At 42.0% G+C, this 23,066-nt stretch carries 22 protein-coding genes and 4 tRNA genes; 13 read left to right on the top strand and 13 right to left on the bottom strand.

Annotated features, from left to right (window positions below; genetic code table 11):
- Window positions 1-45 precede the first annotated feature (45 nt).
- On the top strand, window positions 46-1,536 hold the full coding sequence (locus BJN41_RS03475) for a flavin-containing monooxygenase (protein WP_070153317.1): 1,491 nt from the start codon (window positions 46-48) through the stop codon (window positions 1,534-1,536).
- Between the two features lie 81 nt (window positions 1,537-1,617).
- On the opposite strand, the gene BJN41_RS03470 is transcribed toward BJN41_RS03475, so the two are convergent.
- Window positions 1,618-2,790: an acyl-CoA dehydrogenase family protein gene (locus tag BJN41_RS03470; protein WP_070153314.1), complete on the bottom strand. Its 1,173-nt coding sequence runs from the start codon at window positions 2,788-2,790 to the stop codon at window positions 1,618-1,620.
- Window positions 2,791-2,975: 185 nt separating this feature from the next.
- On the opposite strand from BJN41_RS03470, the gene BJN41_RS03465 reads away from it, so the two are divergent.
- The 5 genes from BJN41_RS03465 to BJN41_RS03445 all read left to right on the top strand — a co-directional run bounded on the left by BJN41_RS03465 (window position 2,976) and on the right by BJN41_RS03445 (window position 8,242).
- A complete protein-coding gene (locus BJN41_RS03465; RefSeq protein WP_004974752.1) occupies window positions 2,976-3,233 on the top strand; it encodes a succinate dehydrogenase assembly factor 2 in 258 nt (85 codons plus the stop codon).
- Window positions 3,226-3,648 carry a hypothetical protein gene (locus BJN41_RS03460; RefSeq protein WP_019836854.1) on the top strand — a complete coding sequence of 141 codons (423 nt, stop codon included), beginning with the start codon at window positions 3,226-3,228 and terminating at the stop codon, window positions 3,646-3,648. Before BJN41_RS03465 ends, BJN41_RS03460 begins: the two co-directional genes overlap by 8 nt.
- Before the next feature lie 445 nt (window positions 3,649-4,093).
- A complete protein-coding gene (locus tag BJN41_RS03455; RefSeq protein WP_004974758.1) occupies window positions 4,094-5,140 on the top strand; it encodes a hypothetical protein in 1,047 nt (348 codons plus the stop codon).
- Between the two features lie 103 nt (window positions 5,141-5,243).
- The gene (gene rrtA / locus BJN41_RS03450) at window positions 5,244-5,825 is read left to right on the top strand and encodes a rhombosortase (RefSeq protein WP_070153792.1); all 582 of its coding nucleotides are present in this window, start codon (window positions 5,244-5,246) and stop codon (window positions 5,823-5,825) included.
- A 209-nt stretch (window positions 5,826-6,034) separates the two neighbouring features.
- Window positions 6,035-8,242: a TRAP transporter large permease subunit gene (locus tag BJN41_RS03445; protein WP_070153311.1), complete on the top strand. Its 2,208-nt coding sequence runs from the start codon at window positions 6,035-6,037 to the stop codon at window positions 8,240-8,242.
- Between the two features lie 105 nt (window positions 8,243-8,347).
- On the opposite strand, the gene BJN41_RS03440 is transcribed toward BJN41_RS03445, so the two are convergent.
- The 5 genes from BJN41_RS03440 to rnr all read right to left on the bottom strand — a co-directional run bounded on the left by BJN41_RS03440 (window position 8,348) and on the right by rnr (window position 14,672).
- The gene (locus BJN41_RS03440) at window positions 8,348-9,241 is read right to left on the bottom strand and encodes a DMT family transporter (RefSeq protein ID WP_070153308.1); all 894 of its coding nucleotides are present in this window, start codon (window positions 9,239-9,241) and stop codon (window positions 8,348-8,350) included.
- Between the two features lie 101 nt (window positions 9,242-9,342).
- Window positions 9,343-9,753, bottom strand: coding sequence for a hypothetical protein (locus tag BJN41_RS03435; protein WP_070153305.1), 411 nt, complete (start codon window positions 9,751-9,753; stop codon window positions 9,343-9,345).
- Between the two features lie 18 nt (window positions 9,754-9,771).
- Complete coding sequence (locus tag BJN41_RS03430; protein WP_413772606.1) at window positions 9,772-9,981, bottom strand: YheV family putative zinc ribbon protein; 210 nt, start codon at window positions 9,979-9,981, stop codon at window positions 9,772-9,774.
- 40 nt (window positions 9,982-10,021) lie between these two features.
- On the bottom strand, window positions 10,022-12,061 hold the full coding sequence (locus BJN41_RS03425; RefSeq protein WP_070153300.1) for a M3 family metallopeptidase: 2,040 nt from the start codon (window positions 12,059-12,061) through the stop codon (window positions 10,022-10,024).
- Window positions 12,062-12,248: 187 nt separating this feature from the next.
- A complete protein-coding gene (gene rnr / locus BJN41_RS03420; protein ID WP_070153298.1) occupies window positions 12,249-14,672 on the bottom strand; it encodes a ribonuclease R in 2,424 nt (807 codons plus the stop codon).
- A gap of 264 nt (window positions 14,673-14,936) precedes the next feature.
- Between rnr and BJN41_RS03415 the strand changes: the two genes are divergently transcribed.
- From BJN41_RS03415 to BJN41_RS03390, 6 genes are all read left to right on the top strand, one after another.
- Window positions 14,937-15,026 (top strand) — tRNA-Ser (locus BJN41_RS03415).
- Window positions 15,027-15,041: 15 nt separating this feature from the next.
- Window positions 15,042-15,118: transfer RNA gene (locus BJN41_RS03410), tRNA-Arg, on the top strand.
- A gap of 49 nt (window positions 15,119-15,167) precedes the next feature.
- Window positions 15,168-15,244 (top strand) — tRNA-Arg (locus BJN41_RS03405).
- A gap of 214 nt (window positions 15,245-15,458) precedes the next feature.
- Window positions 15,459-15,535: transfer RNA gene (locus tag BJN41_RS03400), tRNA-Arg, on the top strand.
- 193 nt (window positions 15,536-15,728) lie between these two features.
- Window positions 15,729-16,226 carry a YcxB family protein gene (locus BJN41_RS03395; protein ID WP_019836845.1) on the top strand — a complete coding sequence of 166 codons (498 nt, stop codon included), beginning with the start codon at window positions 15,729-15,731 and terminating at the stop codon, window positions 16,224-16,226.
- Between the two features lie 34 nt (window positions 16,227-16,260).
- Window positions 16,261-16,905 carry a fumarylacetoacetate hydrolase family protein gene (locus BJN41_RS03390; RefSeq protein ID WP_319822803.1) on the top strand — a complete coding sequence of 215 codons (645 nt, stop codon included), beginning with the start codon at window positions 16,261-16,263 and terminating at the stop codon, window positions 16,903-16,905.
- Window positions 16,906-16,976: 71 nt separating this feature from the next.
- Here BJN41_RS03390 and msrA read toward each other — a convergent pair whose 3' ends face one another.
- From msrA to lgt, 7 genes are all read right to left on the bottom strand, one after another.
- Entirely contained in the window at window positions 16,977-17,498 is a 522-nt protein-coding gene (msrA, locus tag BJN41_RS03385) for a peptide-methionine (S)-S-oxide reductase MsrA (RefSeq protein ID WP_070153293.1), read from the bottom strand.
- A 62-nt stretch (window positions 17,499-17,560) separates the two neighbouring features.
- Window positions 17,561-18,028: an META domain-containing protein gene (locus BJN41_RS03380; protein WP_070153290.1), complete on the bottom strand. Its 468-nt coding sequence runs from the start codon at window positions 18,026-18,028 to the stop codon at window positions 17,561-17,563.
- 152 nt (window positions 18,029-18,180) lie between these two features.
- Window positions 18,181-19,236: a DUF4105 domain-containing protein gene (locus BJN41_RS03375; RefSeq protein ID WP_070153287.1), complete on the bottom strand. Its 1,056-nt coding sequence runs from the start codon at window positions 19,234-19,236 to the stop codon at window positions 18,181-18,183.
- A gap of 70 nt (window positions 19,237-19,306) precedes the next feature.
- The gene (locus tag BJN41_RS03370; RefSeq protein ID WP_004974792.1) at window positions 19,307-19,819 is read right to left on the bottom strand and encodes a dihydrofolate reductase; all 513 of its coding nucleotides are present in this window, start codon (window positions 19,817-19,819) and stop codon (window positions 19,307-19,309) included.
- 91 nt (window positions 19,820-19,910) lie between these two features.
- On the bottom strand, window positions 19,911-20,753 hold the full coding sequence (thyA, locus tag BJN41_RS03365; protein WP_070153284.1) for a thymidylate synthase: 843 nt from the start codon (window positions 20,751-20,753) through the stop codon (window positions 19,911-19,913).
- A gap of 98 nt (window positions 20,754-20,851) precedes the next feature.
- Window positions 20,852-21,235, bottom strand: coding sequence for an AzlD domain-containing protein (locus tag BJN41_RS03360; RefSeq protein WP_070153281.1), 384 nt, complete (start codon window positions 21,233-21,235; stop codon window positions 20,852-20,854).
- A gap of 111 nt (window positions 21,236-21,346) precedes the next feature.
- A complete protein-coding gene (lgt, locus tag BJN41_RS03355) occupies window positions 21,347-22,156 on the bottom strand; it encodes a prolipoprotein diacylglyceryl transferase (protein WP_070153278.1) in 810 nt (269 codons plus the stop codon).
- A 93-nt stretch (window positions 22,157-22,249) separates the two neighbouring features.
- On the opposite strand from lgt, the gene BJN41_RS03350 reads away from it, so the two are divergent.
- Complete coding sequence (locus BJN41_RS03350) at window positions 22,250-23,032, top strand: NRDE family protein (RefSeq protein WP_070153276.1); 783 nt, start codon at window positions 22,250-22,252, stop codon at window positions 23,030-23,032.
- Window positions 23,033-23,066 lie beyond the last annotated feature (34 nt).

Genomic DNA, 23,066 nt, shown 5'->3' with positions numbered 1-23,066 from the left:
AATATGTGCTTTAATAAAAAACATGATTCAAACTGGATAATAAACATGGATAAGCAGGTTGATATATTAATTATTGGGACAGGGATTTCTGGCATTGGTTTAGCTGCACATTTGATTCAGAAGTGCCCACAGCGTTCTTTTGAAATTATTGAGCGTCGTCAAAATATTGGTGGCACTTGGGATTTATTTCAATATCCGGGTATTCGTTCTGATTCGGATATGTCGACCTTTGGTTATAATTTTAAACCTTGGAAAAAAACCAATGTACTTGCCGATGGTGCATCTATTAAAGGCTATTTAGCGGAAGTCATTCAAGAAAAAGCCTTGCATTCAAAAATTCATTTTCAGCATCGTGTGCTATCTGCCAATTATAATTCTCAAACACGAAATTGGACACTACGTATTGAAAATGCAGCACAGCAGATTGAAAATTGGGTGGCTAATTTTGTTATAGGCTGTACAGGATATTACAATTACGATCATGGTTTTCAGCCAGATTTCCCGAATCAGCAGGCATTTAAAGGCACATTTATCCACCCACAGCACTGGCCTGAGAATTTAGACTATCGTGGTAAAAAGGTGTTAATTATTGGCAGTGGTGCAACAGCCATCACCTTGGTACCTGCTATGTCGAAAGGTGGTGCAGCGCATGTCACCATGCTACAACGCTCACCGACTTATATTGCTTCAGTGCCTGCAATGGACTTTGTTTATCAGCAAATGCGTAAAGTTTTGCCTGAAGATGTTGCTTATAAAATTACACGTGCACGTAACATTGGCATGCAACGCGCCATTTATGTTTTAGCACAAAAGCAGCCGAAATTACTGCGTACTTTGTTATTGAAATCCATCCAAATCCAGCTCAAAGGCAAGGTGGATATGAAACATTTCACCCCACATTATAATCCGTGGGATCAACGTTTATGTGTCGTGCCCGATGGTGATTTATTTAAGATTTTGCGCGAAGGTCATGCCTCGATTGAAACGGATCTAATAAATAGATTTACCGAAACTGGTGTGCAATTAAAATCAGGTAAGCATTTGGATGCTGATATTATTGTGTCTGCTACTGGTTTGAATATTCAAATTCTAGGCGGTATTCAAGCTACGATTGATGGTGAACCTTTGGACACTTCGAAGCACATGCTATATCAAGGGGTGATGCTTAGTGATGTACCGAATATGGCAATGATTATTGGCTATATTAATGCGTCTTGGACACTGAAAGTGGATGTGGCTGCTGATTATATTTGTCGTTTGCTCAATTATATGGATCGACAAGGTTATGACGAGGTAATTCCTCAAGGTGATCAAACTGAGTTATTGGAAGATACGGTAATGGGCAGTTTGAGTTCGGGCTATATCGCACGTGCTGCTGATGTGATGCCGAAGCAAGGCAAACATGCACCATGGCGAGTGACAAATAACTACTTAGAAGATCGCAAAACCTTAAAACAGGCAAGTTTTGAAGATGGTATTTTAAAGTTCAAACAGACTGTGCCTGTACAGCTGCGTAAACCTAAATTAATATCTTAAATTGTCGGGTGCGGAAGTTGTATGATTATGATGCAAGGGATTTAAAATCTCTTGCGCCATTTTCATGTTGTGGTAGATATTTTATAAAGAACGTGAAATCAGCTCTTTCATAATTTCATTGGTACCTGCATAAATACGATTGGCCCGATTGTCTAAGTAAGCACGTGCAATTGGATACTCAAGCATATAACCATAGCCACCATGCAGTTGTAGACATTCATCTACCACTTTGGAATACATCTCTGAAATTTTATATTTGGCAGCTGCAGCAGCTTCGACACTGAGTTGTTCTTGAAGTTGTGACAGCATACATTGATCTAAAAAAGCACGACAAAAATCAATTTCGGTGCGTAATTCTGCCAGTTTAAAGCGTGTATTTTGAAAGCTTTGGATGCTTTTGCCAAAGGCTTGTCGTTGCTGAGTATATTGCAGTGTATGCGCAAAAGCAGCTTCCGCACCTGCTTGACAAATTATCGCGACAATCAAGCGCTCCCAAGCCAGTTCTTTCATCAACATGATAAAGCCCATGCCTTCTGTGCCTAATAAATTGCTGCGAGGCACGCGGACATTATCAAAAAATAATTCGCAAGTGTCCTGACCTTTCATGCCAATTTTATTCAGTGGTTTGCCTTTGCTAAATCCAGCTCGATCCGCTTCTACCAGTATTAAAGACAGATTGGCTGAACCTTTGTCTGTGTTCGCTGTTTTACACACCACAATCGCCATGTCGCATAAATAGCCGTTGGTAATAAAAATTTTAGAACCATTAATCAAGTATTCATCGCCATCCAATACTGCAGAGGTACGCACAGCTTGTAAGTCTGAACCTGTACCGGGTTCGGTCATGGCAATCGCGGTGATGACTTCACCTGTGGCCATGCGGGGTAACCAGTGTTGTTTTTGTTCAGTTGTGCCAAAGTTATTGATGTAATTGGCGACAATATCTGAATGCAGTGAAAAACCTGTGGCACTGTCGCCTGCATAAGCTTGTTCTTCAATCAAAATCATGCTGTACAGGCGGTCTACTCCTGAACCTGAATATTCTTCAGGCATGGTGCTACACAGTAAACCCAAAGTACCTGCTTTACGCCAAAGCTCACGATCTACATGCTGCTGTGCTTCAAATTTTTCAGTATGGGGGATGACTTCTTGTAAATAGAATTTTCGTACCAAATCACGAAAACTGTCGTGTTCAGTATTGAATAAGGTGCGCGGCAACATATTAGCAATGGGGCGAATAGCGGCAGATTGCATTGTTTCATCTTCCTGATGTTGTTATTTTGAATTCACCTTAGAAGAATTCATAGGGGTGAACAAGGTGCAAAAGTTTCAATTGCAGATGCAATATGATGCTTTTGGTCAATGCTGCATAAAAGTCATCGAAACTTTAAAAGGGGTCGGTTAAACTAGCCTGAGTTTATTTTGAATGGGGAATCCGCATGAGTGATGACATCAGCTTAGAAGAACGCAAAGTGATTTACCGTGCCCGTCGTGGTTTAAAGGAAATTGATGTCTATTTTGACCCGTATGTGAAAAATCATTATCTGACTGCCAGTGCGGAAGAAAAACAAATGTTTGCCGATTTGGTTGAGCAGGAAGACCCAGATTTATTGGATTGGTTTATGGAAGTGTCTGAGCCACCACGTCCTGAGTTGAAAGATTTTATTCGTAAACTGAAACATTATGTGCATGGCTAAACAGCAGTTTCAGCTGAAACCTAGTCTCATCGCAATAGTGTTTCAGCTGATGATCGCTCTACTCATCGTTTGGCTTTTGCTGCAAATGTTAACGCCATGGCTAAGCGTTATATGTATTGTCATTATAGGTTGGACATATTTTAAGTTTGTTCGTGCAAACCGAATTGTTGGTTTAGATCAATTAGATGACCGTGAATGGTCAATTTCCTATCTCGTGCCTCGTGTAGTATCACAACAGATTAAAAGTACAGCTCGTCAAACAGAAATTCAGCGTGTGGAATTGCATCAGGTGATAGATCATCAAATTTATATCGTCTTGGAATTTCAGCAAGCTGTTAAACCTGTGGTGATTTGGTGTGATCAGGTTTCTAAGACGCAGTGGAAAGCGCTAAAAGTATTGGCGAAAATGTTCTAATTTGCAGACAGTTGTATATTTTTATTAATTAAAAAAACAATAATTATCATAATGATAAAATTATCATCTATTTTTCATGCCCTGACCAGTCATTTTATATTGGCATATAAGATTACACCAATCGCTATTTTCAGTTATATTAACTCTAGACAATTGTAGATCAATAGCAATCACATTGCTGAAATGCACAGATTTAAATTTGACTAAAAGATTTTTTAAGATAAGCCCGAATTGGGCACCAGTTAATAAGTAGCATGTGCTGAACCGTCGCAATGCTACTTTTTTTTGCCTAAATTTTGTCGGATGACAGATTTTGGTCAATTTTAGTCACTTTAAAACATGGCACAGTTATCCATCTGAAGCAGCAAGTAGTCGCTTTTATTCAGATATTGCTTCTGCTATGTTTGTTGCAATGGACATAAACACAATTATAGAGGACAGGAAAATGTCGCAAGTCCAAAAAATAGGCCAGGGTGTGGCCGTATTTGCAATCACAAGTTTATTATTATCAGGTTGTTCACAAGTGATCAAAACAGGAGCCAATGTCGCTCTTGGATTTACTGAAAAACATATCGTGCCGCCTATTTTAGCAATGGAAGATGCTGAAATGGTGTGTAATTCTGGTAATTCTTTAACCCCCGCCATTATGGCCACCAAAGATATGGGCGCAGACCCAACCCGTGTTGCGGTACTGATGTACTCGGCGGCAGGCATTTGTGCCGAAGAAAAAGCTTTAGATGCTGAATTGCGTTATTTACGTGCAGCAAAAGCAGGGCAAGTGGGCGAAGCGCAAGATGCGCGGATTCAGCAAAAGCGTTGGGCAGCTTTRGCTGCACAGCGTCAATACACAGGCTATCAATTATTTCAGCATCGTTGGGAAAAGAAATACCGGAAACCTTTGGGCGAAGGTTGTCCAAAAATGAACAGTGATATTGATCAAACCGTGTATATGTTGGGGATGTTGAGTGGCTTGCAAGCCATGACCAATGATATTAATTCAGGCGGGGCAGTGCATGTGCCTAAAGACATTGCCGCGATTGTTGAACGTGGCATGACCTGTTTAAATAATGAAAAATTCTGGGGTGCACCAGAGGCCACACGTGCAGTAATATGGACTTTGCTTCCTGGTGCGGGAGATGGTAAACCTGATCCTTATCAAACCTTAAAGCAGTCGATGCAAATTGGTGAAAATAAAGGCGTGCGTTTATCACACGCTTTATATGCGGTTGCTGCCCAAGCCAGTGGTGAAGATGCCAAAATCCGCGATGCACTCAAAGCCTTTTCTAATGCACGCAGTGACGAAAAACCTGTAAATCCACAATTTAAATTGATTGATGCCATGGCGGGAAGCATGGTACAAGGAATTTCAGACCGTTACTGGACTGAACATACAGGTGTGCGTACGGGTGATCAGCAACGTTTCTGGGATGAGCAAGATGATTCATCTGAATTAGATGATTTATTTAATGAGGATACGGCAGCTCAATTGTAAAAATATCAAGATTGCCCAATTCAATATAGACAAGAAGTTTTAGGATTGGGCAATCCGTTTGCCGAAGCACATAACAAGAATAATTTGGAGGATGCAAGCGCCTATGCAATATTCATCTCAATTTCTCAGTCGAAAAATTGTGTTTATTGCGGCATGTATGTCGGTTTCGGCATGTTTGCAGATTTTTGCAGAGCATTTTATTTATTGGTCTACACATTTATTGGATGAATTCTGGCGTTTATGGACAGGGCATTGGGTGCATGTGGGTTGGATTCATTATTTACTCAATATGATCGCCTTTGCCTGTTTACCTTTTATTTTCCCGCATGCCAAAATAGGGCATTTTGTGGCGCTTTTGCTGCTACTACCCCCAGCGATTAGTCTGAGTTTCTTTTACTTGCTTACCGATGTTGATGCCTATGCAGGGCTTTCTGGGGTATTGCATGGTGCTTATGTGGCGGTGGCGTGTGTGCATTTGCTCTATAAAAAAGAACGTGGTTTTGCCGCATTGGTCTTGCTGCTTATTTTATCTAAATTGATTTGGGAAAATACTTTGGGCAGTTTGGGTACAGCAGAATTAATCGGAAGTCCTGTATTAGTTGAGGCACATTTATTGGGAGTGATTTGGGGAGTAATTTTTGCACTCGCTTATATTGGTTGGGTCTATTGCATTGATTCGCATTAAATTTACATCGGAAAGGACTCACAAAAAATCTCACAATTGACCATTTTTACTTAAAAGAAAATCTATATTGTCATTTTAAAAATAACGACGTTCATTCACATTTAAACTGAATGCAAAAATGCTCGATGGAAGAAGGATATTCCGTTGAATAAGGACAGACAGAAATTCGAGTGTCTCGGTTTCTGCATAGAATAAAAACAGGAAAATATATGCACAATAACGGACAACGCAGGTCTGGCTTGGCTTTGCTCAGACATATATGGACAGAATGGATTTCTACATTCGTTATTTTGATCTTGTTGCTACTGACCCTCATTATTGGTACAGGTGAAATGTTACATGGTCAGTTGTTGCGTATGGGTGAACGCCTATACGGTGACCCTGCAACGGGTATGCAATATTCATTTTTGCGTGCCGAACCCACTGCACCTGACTGCGAACGCAACCCCGATATCGATGCGCAGGTACATGCCCAAATGCAAGCCAATGCTGCTGATGAGTTTGCCGATATTTTTGGCACTGCCTCTGAATCAGATGTCCGCGCTTCCATTTTGGCAGCCAAACAAATTTGTGAAGAAAAATTTCAATTTCATGATCAGGCGATTCAGCATATTCAAGCCTATCCAAGCTTGAAAATGTATCGAAACATTGAAACCTCTTTTTTTGGTATTTTTAAATTTGGTACTGAAAACCGTGCCATTTTATTGGTGTTGATGGTGGTCTTTGCCGCAATTAGTGCCACTTTAAAAACCCATCACATTGGTTTACGTGGCCCTGCGACCAAAATTGATTTTAAAGTGTATTCGACCTTAATGGTGGTGGCGAATGGATTCTTAACCTCGTCAAGTATCAGTCAATATCGTTCAGTACTCAATTCAGGCGTACCGATGAGTGTTGAAACGCAAATCATTTACTGGATGTGGATGACTCTGTTTGCAACTCTGACTTTAATTAGTTTATTCCAGCTTATTAAGCCACCTACACCGACCCGTGAAGGCGGTAGTTTAGGTCTTGCTTTCCTGAGTGTACCTTTGTATGCCTATATGGCAATTAGTACAGGTTTCTCCTTTACCTTCCTAATGGATTATCCAATGGGGCAAGGGATATACCTGGGGCAACTGGTCGAATTCTCTAGTATCTTCCTGAACTTGGCATTGTTTATTTGGGCAGGGATGTTGCTCAAACAAACTCGAATTGTGGATTTGTTCCTGAATATTCTGCGTCCGTGGAATTTGGCACCTGAAACTTTAACCTGGCTGATTTTGATTGCTGCGGCATTGCCAACAGCTTATACCGGTGCATCGGGGATTTTTGTCATTGCCGCAGGTGCGATCATTTATAAAGAGGTTTGGAATGCGGGTGGACGACGTCAGTTTGCATTAGCAGCAACTGCCATGTCGGGTTCAATGGGGGTGGTGCTTCGCCCTTGCCTATTGATTGTTGTGGTGGCATCGCTGAATAAAGAAGTCACAACGGACATGCTATATCACTATGGTTTGTATGTGTTTCTCTTGACTTCAACCCTGTTTTTAGTGATTTCGTTGTTCTTTGCTGAAAATAAATTCCGCATTGCTGCACCAAGAATGGCTGCGCCATTGTCCCTACGTGCTATTGGCCCTGTAATGCCCTATATCCTTATTTTTGTGTTGATTTGGCTGTTCTATAAATATGCTTTAGACACCAATATGAATGAATTTACTGCTCCTGTCATGATGCCGGTTATTTTATTGATGATGGTGCTATTTGATAAATTGCGCCATGAACCTGCACCTATTCCAGCCATGGGGCAGTGGGATCAGAGTTTTGATTATAAGCCTACAGCACAACAGACAACAGCTTCATCTGAGCGTTCATTATTGACCGCACCTGATTCACCATTGCGTCAATATGGTTTTTTCAAAGCACTGCATTTATCGACCAGTGAAACGGTGGGACATATTGGTGCATTGGTAATTTTGATGGCGCTTTCAGTCAGTGTGGGAGGATATTTAGAACGCATTGAAATTATGGAAGCGTTCCCAACTGACATTAGCAGCATCTTTATTGTGATTAGCCTGATTGTTGCCCTGATGATTTTTGTGGGCATGATTATGGATCCATTCGGTGCGGTGATTCTAATTTCTGCAACGGTTGCGCCTGTGGCTTATCAATATGGGATTCATCCTGTGCATTTCTGGATGATCACCCTAATTGGTTTTGAATTAGGCTATGTGACGCCACCTGTAGCTCTGAATCATTTATTGGCAAGGCAGTCGATTGGAGATGAAGAAGTCGCTGCAGCCGATGCAGAAGTTCGTCATAAATCGTTCTATTATCGTTATGAGCGTTGGATTTTGCCTATGATTGTGATGCTTCCTGCGATGTTGATTATTGCCTATGCACCGTATGCGTTTAAGCTATTCGGCTGGTATGAATAAGCATATGGATACTTAATCGCAGTCATCTTATTATTTAACAACACCCTGTAGTTCGCTATGGGGTGTTTTTTTAATTGGTTGATATGCAGGGAATACAAAGCAGCATCAAGAATGCGGGGAGTGGTGATTCAGGTGTTTTTGTAACAGTGGACTGCATAAAATAATGGCAAGCAAAATGAGGGCAAAGCCAATCAAACTAAATAAGTCTGGCGTTTCATGCCAAAAGCTAAAGCCCCAAATCCCTGCAAAAATAATCGCAATGTAATTTACAGGGCCAATTTGCCCTGCAGGGGCAAGACGGTAGGCATTGGACATAAAGATTTGACTGATATTGGCCAGTAATCCTGCGCAAATTAAAAAACTCAATTCTTTTAAGTTGTAGGGACGCCATGACCAGAACATCGGTACAACAGAAATGAGTGTACCAATCATGCAAAAATAAAACACAATACGTTCAGGCGGTTCGGTTTGAGTCAGGGCGCGTACTGTGACAAAAGCCATCGCTGCTAAAAAACTGGCACTGAGTCCAATCGCGGACATACTATTAAACATACCTGCATCGGGTTTGGCGACAAATAACACGCCAAATAAACCAATAAATGCAGCCCATAACATTGGTTTGGTGATTTTTTCTTTAAGGAATAGCCATGCAATTAAGGGAATAAAAATAGGCGATGAATAGGTAAAGACCATTGCATTGGATAGTTTTAGATTGGCAATTGCGTAGAAAAAGCCATACATAGCGGTTAGTCCGACCACCGAACGCCAAGTGTGCATCCATAACTTTTCGGTTTTAAAAAAGCCCAAGCCTTTATTGAAAATGAGCGGGATAAAAATAAACAAACCAATAAAATTACGGAAAAATACTACCGTGGCATTATCTACCGTTTCTGAGGCGTAACGAACGCACACCCCCATGAGCGAAAACAGAAAGGCAGAGCAGGTTAACAGCATAATTGCTTTGAGCAAATTTTGTTGGGCAGAGCCAGAAGATGTCATACAAATAAAGCCAGAATAACCTCAGGCTATTCTAGCTTAAATTGGCTACAACACTGACCCCTTATCGTATTTTAAAACGACTGATGTGAAGCAGAGAAGGTTTACTGTGCCAGTTGGGCTTCCAGTATTTTGATTTGCTCCTCTTTTAGTTTAATCAACTCATCGGCATCACTATGTTGCTGTTTTAATAAGGCACGTTGATCATTCAGCTGATTTTGAATGTCATCTAATTTAGCCACTTCTTCTTTGGCAAGGGCTGCATTTTCAGATACAGGTGCTTTGAGTAAATCCTCTGTGACCAACTGTTTTGGTGCTGCTTCATCTTCTTGCAACGGCGTTGCTTCAGCAGGCGCAAATTTCGTTGCAGGCGCCGTGGTTGGGGCAGTTTCTATAGGTGCAGTATTGTCGCTCTCACCCATCCATTGAAAGATAAACACGGCAATAATGACAACAATTAAGCCCCCAGCAATCGCCCACAGGAGCTTAGGGTTGTGTCGTTGATCTTCAGTCATGCGTTAAACCTTATTGTTTTATTTTGACTGACGTGGCTTAAACTGGATCACCCCAATTTCATCTGAAACCTCTGGGATTTCAGGTTCATCAATATGTGTTGGACGGTTTTCCGTATAATCACACTCGATGCATTCGATCCATTCAGCTTCGCCAGCAGTGAGCATGACAACCCGATCCAACGCCTGACATTTTGGACATTTTGCGCCTGCAATGAAACGACGTTTAATGGTCATCACGACTCCCCTAACTTCATCTAAAGGTCTTAGTTTAAGCATTTTTAACGGTGTTCGTCCAACCTTGATGACGTAATAGTGCGTCTATTTTTGGCTCGCGTCCGCGGAAATTGATAAATGCGTCAAGGGCTGAATCTTTTCCGCCAACTGCTAGAATAAACTGTCTAAACTGCTTACCCGTTTCGGTATTAAACAGCCMTTCATTTTCGAAGCGATCAAAGGCATCACTGGCCAAAACCTCTGCCCATTTGTATGAATAATATCCTGCTGCATAGCCGCCTGCGAAAATATGGCTGAAGCTGTGCTGGAAGCGGTTGTAGGTTGTAGTTGGTGCAACGGCATATTTTTCACGAATATCATCTAGCATGGCTTGAATCTGCTCGGCATTTAAAGCAGGGTTGCTGCGGTGAATACTTAAGTCAAATAGGGCAAATTCAATTTGGCGTAGGCTTTGCATTCCCGACTGGAAGAAACGTGCATTTAACAGCGCTTTAAGCAGATGTTCAGGCAGAGTGTCTAGGGTTTCAATATGCGCACTCAGCATATCTAAACTGTCTTGATCCCAAGCCCAGAATTCCATGAATTGGCTTGGTAATTCCACCGCATCCCAAGCAACACCATGTGTACCTGCCACAGCAATATTATCCACTTCGGTCAGCAGGTGATGTAAGCCATGTCCAAACTCATGGAATAGGGTAATGACTTCATCATGTGTTAAAAGCGCGGGTTGATCAGCCACAGGTGGGGTAAAGTTACACACCATATAGCAAATGGGTTTTTGTAAACCTTGTGTCGACTGCATACGTGAACGGAAACCACTCATCCACGCGCCGCCGCGTTTGCCGGTACGGGCATATAGATCAAAGTAAAAACCACCAATCACTTGACCTTGCTCTTCAAGTTCAAAATAACGTGCATCAGGATGCCAAACAGGGGCAGCGCGTTCAATAATATCGACATCGTATAAACGCTTAACGATGCTAAATAGACCTTCAACTACTTTTGGTGCAGGGAAATACGGCTTTAACATTTCTTGTGAAAGGTTAAATTGCTGTAATTTTAATTTTTCAGAATAGTAGCCTGTATCCCATGGTTGCAAGGTATCAATCCCATCTTGAGCTGCAATGGCTTTGAGTTCGGCAATTTCTTGTTCAGCAGGTGCTCGAGCATGTTCTGCTAGTTCACGCAGGAATTGATCGACTGCTTCGACACTGGGTGCCATTTTGCTGGCAAGGGATAATTCTGCATAGTTGTTAAAACCGAGCAATTGCGCCATTTCTTGACGTAAGCGCAAGATTTCTTCCATGATCGGGGTGTTGTCAAATTCAGACTGGTCTGATTGATCAGATGCACGGGTAGTGTATGCCTGATACAAGGTTTCGCGCAAAGCACGATCATCGGCATAGGTCATAATGGCTAAATAGGCAGGAATATCCAGTGTTGCCACAGGTTGTTCTAGCTCGCGTTGCTGACCATATTGTTTCAGCAATTCAACGCTGCTTGGTGGTAAACCTTTGAGCTGATCTTCTGATAATACTTTGTAATAGGCTTGAGTAGCATCCAAGACATGATTGGAAAAATCCGATGACAGTTGCGATAAACGCGCTGAAATTTCAGCATAGCGTTTTTTGGCTTCGCCTTCTAAGGCCACGCCTGACAGTTTAAAGTCACGCAAGGCCAGTTGAATTGCGCTTTGTTGTGCAGCAGGCAAATCTTTAAAGGTGTTGGCATCGTGAATATGTTGATAAGTTTGATATAACACTGTGTGCTGACCAAGCTGAGTATAGTAGTCACTTAAACTGGGTAATAACGCCTGATACATTTCACGGGTTTCAGTATTATTCATGACCGCATTTAAATGTGACAGCACGCCCCATGCTTCGCTCATATTATTTTCGAGCTGATCAATCTGTTCTAAAACATTTAATTGCGCCGTAATACTTTCAGGTACTGCAGTCAGCTTATTTAAAAAGCTTTGTCCCTGCTGAATAGCATGCTCAATTTTTTCTTTTAAATCTGCCAGTGTAATTTGATCAAACTGTGGAACAGGTAAAGTTGCTTGCTGTAATTTCATTTTTTGAGTGCCATCTAAATTTCTTTCATGATTAATAGATGTAGGGCTTTTGAGGGCTGAAATCAAGGCAAAAGGGCAGATTTAGCTAATCAAGGTCATAACTTTGTCAGAATATGGCTGTTTGAGGCGATCCCAAAAAACAAAAAGAGCCGTAGCTCTTTTTGAAGTGGTTGGAAAAAAGCCGATGCTAGTCAAATTTAGACTTGGCATTGGCTTTTTTCTTTTTCTCTTTGGTCTTTTTCTTGGTTTTTTCTTTCGGTTTTATTTCCGACTTCGCTGAGGTTTTTTTACCATAAGAACTCGGTTTGTTTTTTTGCTTTTTCTTTGGTACAGGTTGCTCACCGTTTTCACTTAAAGTCGCCTTGCTTGGACGCTCAGAAAAAACTTCTTCGGTGGCTTCACGGTTGAATGGTTTTGCCACGCGCGGTGCGCGCATACGAATAGCACGACCTGCATGGGTGAGTTGTTGCATAAGTTCAAAATCAATTTTGCGGTCTTCTAAATTCACGGCCGCCACTTTAATTTTGACTTCATCGCCTAAGCTAAAGGTTTGACCACGTGCTTGTCCAATTAGACTTTGACTAGCTTGATCAAATACAAAGAAATCATCGCCTAACTGGCTGACATGAATCATACCATCGACATAAAGGTCTTTGAGAGTAACAAATAGACCGAATTCTGCCACTGCAGAAATTATGCCCACAAATTCTTCACCTAAATGCTGCTGCATATAGTGGCATTTTAGCCATGTGGTGACAGAGCGCGAAGCTTCATCGGCACGACGTTCGGTTGCAGAATAATGCTCGCCTGCATCATCTAAAGCTGCGCCCGAAAGTGGGGATGGCTTGTGTTGTAAATGTGCTTTAATGGCACGGTGTAATAACAGGTCAGGGTAGCGGCGAATTGGTGAAGTGAAATGCGTGTAGGCATCATAAGCTAAACCAAAGTGTCCTGCATTGTTGGCACCATAATAGGCCTGCATCATGGAGCGTAATAACACCGCGTGAATACTTGGCGCATCAATACGATCTTTAGTGGCTTCAATCACCGCTTGATAGTCGGCCTGAGTTGGTTGTTCTGGGAAATGTAGCCCAAGTAATTTGACAAAATCACGGACTTTTTGAATACGTGAAAACTCTGGCGGTTCATGCACACGGTACAGCATCGGCACATCATGTTTGAGTGCATATTCTGCTGCTGCGACGTTGGCGAGTAACATACATTCTTCAATCAGTTTATGTGCATCGTTACGGGTGCGGGGCAAAATTTCTTTAATTCCACCTAACTCATCAAAGGTCATGTAGGTTTCAACGGTTTCAAACTCCATGGCATGACGTTCGGCACGTAAGCCTTTCAGCACTTGATACAGTTGGAACAGAGTATTTAATGATTTCCGCACCTCCCGATCTTCTGGAATTGCCGCACTATCACCCTCAAAATATTGTGCCACTTGGGTATAGGTTAGACGTGCTTTTGAATGCATGACCGATGGATAGAATTCAAAACCTGTGACTCGACCTGCGCGTGACAGTTTTAAATCGCAGACCATACATAAACGGTCTACCTGCGGATTGAGTGAACATAAGCCATTCGATAAAGCTTCAGGCAACATTGGCAATACAAAATGTGGGAAATAGACTGATGTCCCACGTTCCTGAGCTTCATTATCTAATGGTTTGCCTGAGCGGACATAATGGCTGACATCGGCAATGGCGACAACGACTCGGTAGCCACCGCCTGGACGTTTTTCGGCGTACACAGCATCGTCAAAGTCGCGGGCATCTTCACCATCAATGGTGACTAAGGGTAAATCGCGTAAATCAATACGTCCTTCACGATCTTGGGCAGTCGGTTCCTGAAAGCTTTCAGCTTCCTGAATGACATCTTCAGGAAATTCATATGGCAGACCAAATTCTAAAATGGTTTGCGGGATAATAATTTCAGTATCAGCTTTGTCTGCCATCGACTGAATAATATGTCCTGTGGCAAATTCTTCACGGGTTGGATAGTCGTCAATCGCAATGCGAACAGAATCGCCCAGTTTAACTTGGGCATGTTCAATCAATTCTTTTTCAAGGGTAATGGGTTGATGGCTATTTGGTTGGGCAGGCTGAATAAAATATTCACCATCGTATTCTGATAATTTACCAATGATTTGTTTGACACGACGCTGAGTGACTTCGGTAATAAAGCCCCATGCCTTGCCTTTACGATCTACCGAAGTCTGGCGAACTTTGACTTGATCGCCATTAAACACCAAACGTAGTTCACGTTCAGTCAATAAAATATCTTCATGACCTGCAATATTGGCTGTGCCTAAACCTTTACTGTTGATGTACACCGTGGCGTCATGAGTCGGTTGTTCTGCAGCCAGCTGGAACTTGAATCCATCTTTCATAAGCTGACCATCACGCACCATGGCAATTAAACGATGGCTTAACGCATCAATACTTTTTTGATCGGCAATGGCGAAATGCTCAACCAAGTCTGCATGTGACTGTGCCGCTTGCAGTGTTTCAATGGTTTCTAAGATTAAGGTACGGCTTGGAATAGGATTTTCGTAACGTTCGGCTTCAGCTTTCGCTTCAGGATCGACCCAATTTTTCATCATGGAATAAACTTCATGTCAGAAGGTAGGTTTAGCATAAGTCATGTACGTGAAGACTGCACGTAAATGATTGCAATAATGTGTTTTCTGTCGTTATTTTACGATGTTTCTGGTTTTTGTGTAGTGATTGCCAAAAGTTCAGGCGCAATTCTGGTGATGAATCCTGAAAATTGTTTAAAAAATATTTAATTGAGCAAAAATATGCAAAAATTGTGGTGTCTAAGCTTGCAGTGCTAGCACTTAATTTGTATTATGGCGGCACGTTACGGTGAGATGGGTGAGTGGCTGAAACCACGTCCCTGCTAAGGACGCATACGGGTAACTGTATCGAGGGTTCGAATCCCTCTCTCACCGCCACGCTTTACTTATGTCGCGCTCATAGCTCAGCTGGATAGAGCACTTGGCTACGAACTAAGGGGTCGGGAGTTCGAATCTCTCTGAGCGCACCAATAAGTAAACTGAACAGTAACGTATCGCCTAAATTGGCAAACAAGTAATGCGCTCATAGCTCAGCTGGATAGAGCACTTGGCTACGAACTAAGGGGTCGGGAGTTCGAATCTCTCTGAGCGCACCAACTTGAACAATCAACCGCTTAAATGCGGTTTTTTTGTGCCTGAAATTTGCTGATACAGTGGGTATCTGCATTTACCCGAAGCTAAGCCAATGCAATAATTGTATTTCGGTAAAATTTTTTGAATCGTCGAATATCTGTGCATTTGATTGCAAAATGATGAATTAATACTTAACAGCCAGACAAAAACACGTATAATGCACCCCATCAAGTCGTCGCGCTCATAGCTCAGCTGGATAGAGCACTTGGCTACGAACTAAGGGGTCGGGAGTTCGAATCTCTCTGAGCGCACCAACTTGAAATAAAAAACCGCACTTTTGATGCGGTTTTTTTGCATCTACACTATCTAAAAATGATGAAATTTCTGTGTCAAAAGTATGACTATTGTTTTACATCTGGCTTTGAGCGAATAAACACTAAAAAAATAAGGAATGTGCTCAATCTAGTGTAAGATTTAGCTCAATTTGAATGACTTGATGATGAGCTTATGTCTGACACGCAGCCAGCATTGTCTTTGCGCTATATTTTAAATTTAGAAGAATCTCAAGACGGCTTTGCCCTTGCGACTTTTGGTAAAAAACAATTCACCCGTTTTATTACACCACTGATGAGTGTGGCGATTATCGCTTGGGGCTTTTATTTGGGCTTCGATGGGGTAGGTCGCTATTATGTTGCACTCGGTGCGTTCTTTTTAATCTTGCAAACCTTAATGCGTTATTGGTTTTTGCCAATGATGTTTAAACGCCAGTTTGTAAAATACCAATTTGGAAAAAGCGAGCAAGGCATTGATTTATTTCAGGACTATGCCGAGCTGTATGCCAATGGTCGTAAACAGGTATTTCATTATAACGAGGTGCAAAATTTCGCTGTGGGTAAACTCACCTATATGCTGGAATTGAAAAACCGTACAGTGGTGATTGTGCCGAAACGTGCATTTAATCTGCCTGCAGAACAAACGGTTTTTGAAAATACCTTTAAAAAGTAAGTTCTAATTTTCCCAATTTACGAATTATTTGAGGATGATCATGAGTACACGTCCATCTAAAATTGTCTGTGTCGGTCGAAGTTATGCAGACCATGCCAAAGAATTAGGTAATGCTGTACCTGATCATCCTGTGTTATTTATTAAACCGCCAAGTAGTTTACGCAGTTTAAATGATGGGATTACGTGGAATAAAGTCTGGGGCAATTGTCATTATGAATGTGAACTGAGTTTACGCATTGACCAACCCTTAAATGCAGACACAGATCCTGCCAAAGTGTTGGATGCTGTAGGTGCAGTGACTTTAGGTCTGGATTTAACTTTGCGTGAGTTGCAGGACGAACTCAAGAAAAAAGGGCAACCATGGGAACGAGCCAAAGCATTTGATGGTTCTTGTGTGTTGGCAGATTGGGTGGATGTATCGGAAATTCAGGACTGGAAAAACGTGCACTATCGTTTGGTCATTAATGATGAATTACGTCAGCAAGGCGATACCAGTTTATTGATTTTTGATATTGCGGCATTGTTGGCAGATATTAGCCAAGTATTTAGTTTAGAACCTGGTGATGTGGTCATGACTGGTACGCCTGCAGGAGTGGCAGCATTACAGTCGGGCGATCAGTTGAAGATGACCTTACAAGGACGTACTCAGGCATTTGTCTGGACGACTTTTGTAAAATAAATAGTGGTGTAAACGGTGATGTCATCAAAAGATGAGTATCACCGTTTTGTACTTGCTTTTAAATCCAATGGTTATACTTTCAGTAAATGCTGAAATTTACTGCGTAATTTATTCAGTTTCGGTGGAATGGAAAAATTGCAGTAGCCCTGATTTGGATTTTTGGCAAAAAAATTCTGATGATAGTCTTCTGCAGGGTAAAATTCAGGTGCTGCACTGAGTTCAGTCACAACATTCACACCTTCAGCTTGTAATGCTGCAATCATCTCGGTGGCAGCTTGTTGCTGTGTAGCATCTAAATAATAAATCACAGAGCGGTATTGTGTGCCGACATCATTGCCCTGACGGTTTAATGTGGTTGGGTCGTGTGTGGCAAAAAATACCTCAAGTAATTGTGAATAGCTGATCTGCTGCTCATCAAAATCAATCAAAATGACTTCTGCATGTCCGCTGTCGCCACGGCAAATATCTTCATAGCTTGGGTTTAAGGTGTGTCCACCTGCATAACCGCTGGTGACTTTTTCTACGCCCTGCAGTTGTAAAAATACAGCTTCGACACACCAGAAACATCCGCCACCAAACAATGCTTGTTGCATGATTTTGTCCTTATATTTTATGAATCAACCATTTTAAGCCTATTTATGGTTAGACTTAGCCATTAACGTACAGCCGTTGGTGTTTCAAATTGAATGAGTAAATTTCCATGACGATCTAGCAATTTCAGGGTTTTACCATAGACCTGATAATGTGTGACTTTGTTCAGGGCTTCATGAAATTTCTGATCTAAGTTATTGTTATTTAAGCAAGCCATTCGCGTGGTCGCCAATTGACCCAATTGTAGGGTGTCACGTCCTGCGGTATAGCTAGCGTTGATTCGGTTACAACTATCTGAACCTGAGACTATTTGTGTGGTGGCATCAAAGTTTAAATATGGCAAGTTTTGGCGGTTTGCTGCAGTATTTAACATACTGTTGCCCAATTGAGTAGCCGTCCATGTACGTTGTACCAAGTTAGCTTGATTGATTGCGGTAATTTGGCTGGTGCTCGTTTGAGTTGGCATATTTTCACATCCAGAGAAAAGCATGACTGAAGCAAATATTGCGAAAACAAAAGATTTTTTAAACATGAAATGATCTCTAATTTTTTGAACTTGTTGCTATCTAAACAAATTATGCGCCGTGGCTCTAGTTGAATTTGTATGTTTGCTGCAACTTTTTCAAGAATGGGTGTAGTTTGCTATTTCAATGAATTGTATCTGGACAAAATGACCAAAATAGCTCAAGGCAGCACTTTGTTTTGATCGGTTGGGTGCGAGTAAGGCGTGCTGATTTTTGCTGAGGAATCGAGCTGTACCCCTTGTCGAATAAGTCTGGAAAAGTCCTGACTGTGGATATCTTTTAAGTTTTCCACACGTGGGTTAATGTGGGCGCGTTGATACCAAGTTTGCATATCCCAACGATGATCCAGCGCATGCAAATCATATAAATAATTGGGTAAATAACCCGAAGCAAACAGGCGATAGTCTGCAGTGAAGCGTTTTTGTGATACAGACTGAATCATATCAAACAACAATGTGGTGCAATTACTGGTTAAAGTGTTGTACCAACGTGGCTTGGCCGCCAAAGCATCGGCTTTATGCAGATATTCCTGAAACAGTGCTTGTGCTTCTTGAGGATTCATTTGAATTGGGAAAAAATAAACTTGTTCACCCCGAATATTACTGCGAGTGTAAATGATATCTTTTTCATCGGCAGCAACAAGGCTCAACTCATATTTCCGAAAGAAGCCACCAATCGCAGAAAACTCTTCATGTCTTTCTTTGCGTATTTCAATGGAAAAAGTCAGAGGCGCTTGATCGGCAAAGTCAAAACTAACCAAGGTATGCGCAATTTTAGGCCCCATCCAGTATGAGGTGATGATATTCACCCCAGTGATCTGTTTCAGATTAAATTGTCGGGTTTCCCAATGTTCGGTATAGCGACCATCGGCATGCCAGTCAAAATTGCGGACATTGTGCAGCGTGACCTGATCTTGTACTTGTTCATAATGCAGCATACGGGCTACTTCAGGGTTCCAGTCACGGTCTTGCTTGGCATCCATCCCAAAATACCAAAACAGCCCCAAGGTAAAACCCAAAAGATAAACCAAAATATCCTGATTGCGACTGAGCAAATGCTGAGTGATATAAATGCCCAAAATGCTGAGGGTGAAGGCTAGCCAAGTCCCAATCAGCACACGGCTCATTAACCAACCCAAAGGCTGATGAATCCACAAGGCCATACTGAGCCAAATAGAAGAAAGAACGACACCTAAACTGAATATGAAATGCAGCATCCGCCATTCCTGAGGCAAAGTTAAATTCCGTTTAAGTCATCATAATCAAATATTGCCAAGGCTGTCAGCATTATTTTTGATAGCGGGCAAACTCAAAGGCAATCCCTGATTTTTCATCGACATGCTGTTCTGAGGCCACTTTTTTAAACTCGGCAGGAATGGCAGGATAATGCGCATCTCCCTGAACATCTAGTTCAATATGTGTCAGTTCCAAACGGTCAGCAATCGGCATAGTTTGGCTAAAAATTTCACCACCACCAATAATAAATAAAGTGTTTGGTTTTTCTGAGGCTTGAACATCGGCAACGGCTTGTTGCAAGGCATCTTCAATGCTATGCGCCACTTTTGTGCCTTCAAATGCCCAGTTTGGGTCGCGGGTAATCACCCAATTGACACGTTTAGGCAGGGTGCGTCCCATCGACTCCAAGGTTTTGCGTCCCATAATCACCACGCCACCTTGGGTGATTTCTTTGAAGTGTTTTAAGTCTGCCGAAATATGCCACGGCAATTGGTTACCCTGACCAATGCAGCGTTGTTGATCCATAGCGACTACGTGTACAACTTCTAAATTTTGAAATGACATAATTAGGCTCGTATTTTCTTAGTCTGCCAAGCATGTTTTGGGGACGTTGGGGCAATTTAAATGTTGAGATGATAAATCTAGCAACAGGCAATTAAACAGCGACAGGTGCTTTAATTGCAGGATGTGACTCATAGCCTACAATTTCAATATCTTCAAATTTAAAATCGAAAATATCTTTGATTTCAGGATTGAGTTTTAACTGACATAACGCCAGTGGTTCACGGCTTAGCTGTAACTGTGCCTGTTCAAAGTGGTTGGCATATAAATGCGTATCGCCACCTGTCCAGACAAAATCTCCGACTTCTAAATCACAGACTTGCGCGATCATGTGGGTTAGTAAAGCATAGCTGGCAATATTAAAAGGCACGCCTAAAAACACATCGGCACTGCGTTGATATAGCTGGCATGAGAGTTTGCCGTTGTGCACAAAAAACTGGAATAAAGTATGGCAAGGCGGTAAAGCAACTTGACCTGCTTCTTTCGGGTTCCAGCCTGACACGATTAAACGACGTGAATTTGGATTGGTTTTAATTTCATTGATTAACCATGCAATTTGGTCAAAACCATCTTGCTCATACAGACCATCGGCTTTTTGTGTTGCACCAAAATTACGCCATTGATGTCCGTACACAGGGCCAAGTTCACCGTCAGGACGGCCAAAGCGCGCGGTTTGTTCTGCAGTAGACCATTCATCCCAAATACTGACTTTATGTTCTTGTAGATATTTGACGTTGGTATCGCCTTTTAAAAACCATAACAGCTCAATCACGATAGAGCGGAAATGCACTTTTTTGGTGGTCAGCAGTGGAAAACCTTGCGCAAGGTTAAAACGCATTTGATGCCCAAATACAGAACGCGTACCTGTTCCGGTACGGTCACCTTTGTCGCCACCATGGTCAAGAATATGTTGGAGTAGGTCTAAATACTGGCGCATAGCGTTCTCTGGTCAAGCAAAAGTGAATATTTTTGGTTGGGCGATTCGATGCCCAGTAAATCACAAAGAATAATAGCAGAGTTTTTAAAGTTGTGACTTTATTGTGTGTCGGAAGTGTGATGTTGATGCAGCAATGACAGTGGTGAAAACAGGCAAATAGCCAAAGCGGTAAAGCCAATGCCTTGAGCGCCCGACAGTAAAATTTCACCGTGTTGAATCTGCATGAAAATTATTGCGAGTAACAACGCCAGTGGAATCCAAGTCAATAGTCGTGCCAACCAACCTGTGGGATGTTGTGCAGTAAAATGAATTTTGCAGTAACGACAAATTAAAAAAACAATACCTGTGGCCAGAAACATTAAAATCGCATCGAGCTTTAAGGGTTCTAAGAAGTATACCGCTGCAGTGACCAGCATGATCACCAGCAGCAGGGCAATTTTCTTTGTGATGGTAATCTGTGGGTTAAACCAAAATTCAAGCATGTGAGAGATTGATGTCTGAAAAGTGTAAGTAATAGATAGCACTGTAGCATAAAAAAGGCGAAGATTGACTTCGCCTGAATGGATGAAACCTGCATTTAAATGGGTAGTAGCTTAGCTGTTTTTCTGCGGACCCCAATCATAAATTTTCTTTTGATAGGCATGCCACATCATCCAGATACCGACCAAAATCATTGGCAAGCTCAGGAATTGCCCCTTACTCATCCATGCAATAAAGAGCTGACCATGATCGGGTTCGCGGAAAAATTCGACAACAAAGCGTGCCAAACCATAACCAATCAGGAACAGGGCAGACACTGCCATGCGTGGACGTGGCTTGGAGCTAAACCACCACAGTACAATAAATAGAATTAAACCTTCGCATAAGGCTTGATACAACTGAGATGGATGCCGTACCAATTGCAAAGGATCGGTCGGGAAAATCATCCCCAAGGCAAAGTCAGGATCGGTCACAGGGCGACCATATAACTCACCACCAATAAAATTACCAATACGACCAAACATCAGACCTGTAGGTACACATGGGGCAATAAAATCCAAAGTTTGAAACCACGTCATTTTGTATTTTTTACACCAGAACAGCATGGCTAAAATCACGCCCAGAAAGCCGCCATGGAAACTCATGCCGCCTGTCCAGACTTGGAATAACCACAGTGGATTTTCCAAAAATTGTTCAAAGCCGTAGAAAAACACATAACCGACACGTCCACCAATCACCACGCCCAAAGCGCCGTAAAAGATCAGGTCGGAAACCATGTCTGGTGTCCAGCCACGTTGTTTGGCACGGTAAGTTGCCAAACCCCATGCAAATAAAAATGCCAGTAAATACATCAAGCCATACCAATGGACTTGTAAAGGCCCGAGCGAAATAGCAACGGGGTCAATATTTGGATAGGTGAGCATTCCTGTTCCTTGTGATTCTGTTTTGCACAGATTTTAGCTGAATGTGATGAAAAATGTTGTACATTCAATGTGTAAAGATCAAGAGTTTAAATTATGTGTATTGTTGCATTGGCTTGGCAGGTCTTGGCAGACACACCCCTGTGTTTGCTTTCAAATCGAGATGAGTTCTATCGGCGTCCGACAGCAGCACTGGCAGCATGGCCCCAAAGTCCAATTGTTGCTGGGCAAGATTTAGAATCGGGTGGTACGTGGATGGGGATCACTCAGTCTGGACGCTGGGCAGTAATTACCAATTATCGTGATGCGAATGATGTTCGTGAATATCCAACTTCACGTGGGCATATTATTCAGGCTTTTTTAGAATCTGAGCAAACGCCTATCCGTTTTGCCCAAGCCTTAGAAAAACAGCAATGTGAATACGCAGGTTTTAATTTATTTGTGGGCGATACCACTCAAGCGGTGTATATGAGTAACCGTGGCGAAGCTCCGCAAGTTCTAGCTAAAGGCGTTTATGTGGTGTCAAATGGGTTGATGAGTGACCCTTGGGAAAAAACTGCACGTTTACGCAAACGCTTTACGCAGGAGTTTTTACCGATGCTGCAATTCCCTAATCTTGCATCGGCAGAGCTAAATGCTGCAGCGTGGGATATTTTAGAAGATGAACGCAAGGTTGCGAATGAGTTGCTACCGCAAACGGGCATTGCCTTGGAGATGGAAATATTGTTGTCATCGACCTTTATTCAAAGTCCAATGTACGGGACACGTTGCTCCAATTTTTTACGGATGCAGGGACAGCAATTTACATGGCTGGAAAAAACCCAATATGGTGAGCAAAAGGGAAATATTGTGCAACAACAGCTGAATATTGAGGCGTAAAAAAATGCCGACGAAATGTCGGCATTTTTTGATT

This window comes from Acinetobacter towneri, from assembly GCF_001758345.1.
In the GTDB taxonomy this organism is placed as follows: Bacteria; Pseudomonadota; Gammaproteobacteria; order Pseudomonadales; family Moraxellaceae; genus Acinetobacter; species Acinetobacter towneri_A.
The sequence above is the reverse complement of the archived record's forward strand: the minus strand, read 5'-3'. Positions and strand labels throughout refer to the sequence as shown.

Coding starts and splice junctions, on each gene's coding strand:
- BJN41_RS03475 (WP_070153317.1), top strand. CDS start 46: ATGGATAAGCAGGTTGATATATTAATTATTGGGACAGGGATTTCTGGC.
- BJN41_RS03470 (WP_070153314.1), bottom strand. CDS start 2,790: ATGCAATCTGCCGCTATTCGCCCCATTGCTAATATGTTGCCGCGCACC.
- BJN41_RS03465 (WP_004974752.1), top strand. CDS start 2,976: ATGAGTGATGACATCAGCTTAGAAGAACGCAAAGTGATTTACCGTGCC.
- BJN41_RS03460 (WP_019836854.1), top strand. CDS start 3,226: ATGGCTAAACAGCAGTTTCAGCTGAAACCTAGTCTCATCGCAATAGTG.
- rrtA (WP_070153792.1), top strand. CDS start 5,244: ATGCAATATTCATCTCAATTTCTCAGTCGAAAAATTGTGTTTATTGCG.
- BJN41_RS03445 (WP_070153311.1), top strand. CDS start 6,035: ATGCACAATAACGGACAACGCAGGTCTGGCTTGGCTTTGCTCAGACAT.
- BJN41_RS03440 (WP_070153308.1), bottom strand. CDS start 9,241: ATGACATCTTCTGGCTCTGCCCAACAAAATTTGCTCAAAGCAATTATG.
- BJN41_RS03435 (WP_070153305.1), bottom strand. CDS start 9,753: ATGACTGAAGATCAACGACACAACCCTAAGCTCCTGTGGGCGATTGCT.
- rnr (WP_070153298.1), bottom strand. CDS start 14,672: ATGATGAAAAATTGGGTCGATCCTGAAGCGAAAGCTGAAGCCGAACGT.
- BJN41_RS03395 (WP_019836845.1), top strand. CDS start 15,729: ATGTCTGACACGCAGCCAGCATTGTCTTTGCGCTATATTTTAAATTTA.
- BJN41_RS03390 (WP_319822803.1), top strand. CDS start 16,261: ATGATCATGAGTACACGTCCATCTAAAATTGTCTGTGTCGGTCGAAGT.
- msrA (WP_070153293.1), bottom strand. CDS start 17,498: ATGCAACAAGCATTGTTTGGTGGCGGATGTTTCTGGTGTGTCGAAGCT.
- BJN41_RS03380 (WP_070153290.1), bottom strand. CDS start 18,028: ATGTTTAAAAAATCTTTTGTTTTCGCAATATTTGCTTCAGTCATGCTT.
- BJN41_RS03375 (WP_070153287.1), bottom strand. CDS start 19,236: ATGCTGCATTTCATATTCAGTTTAGGTGTCGTTCTTTCTTCTATTTGG.
- BJN41_RS03370 (WP_004974792.1), bottom strand. CDS start 19,819: ATGTCATTTCAAAATTTAGAAGTTGTACACGTAGTCGCTATGGATCAA.
- thyA (WP_070153284.1), bottom strand. CDS start 20,753: ATGCGCCAGTATTTAGACCTACTCCAACATATTCTTGACCATGGTGGC.
- BJN41_RS03360 (WP_070153281.1), bottom strand. CDS start 21,235: ATGCTTGAATTTTGGTTTAACCCACAGATTACCATCACAAAGAAAATT.
- lgt (WP_070153278.1), bottom strand. CDS start 22,156: ATGCTCACCTATCCAAATATTGACCCCGTTGCTATTTCGCTCGGGCCT.
- BJN41_RS03350 (WP_070153276.1), top strand. CDS start 22,250: ATGTGTATTGTTGCATTGGCTTGGCAGGTCTTGGCAGACACACCCCTG.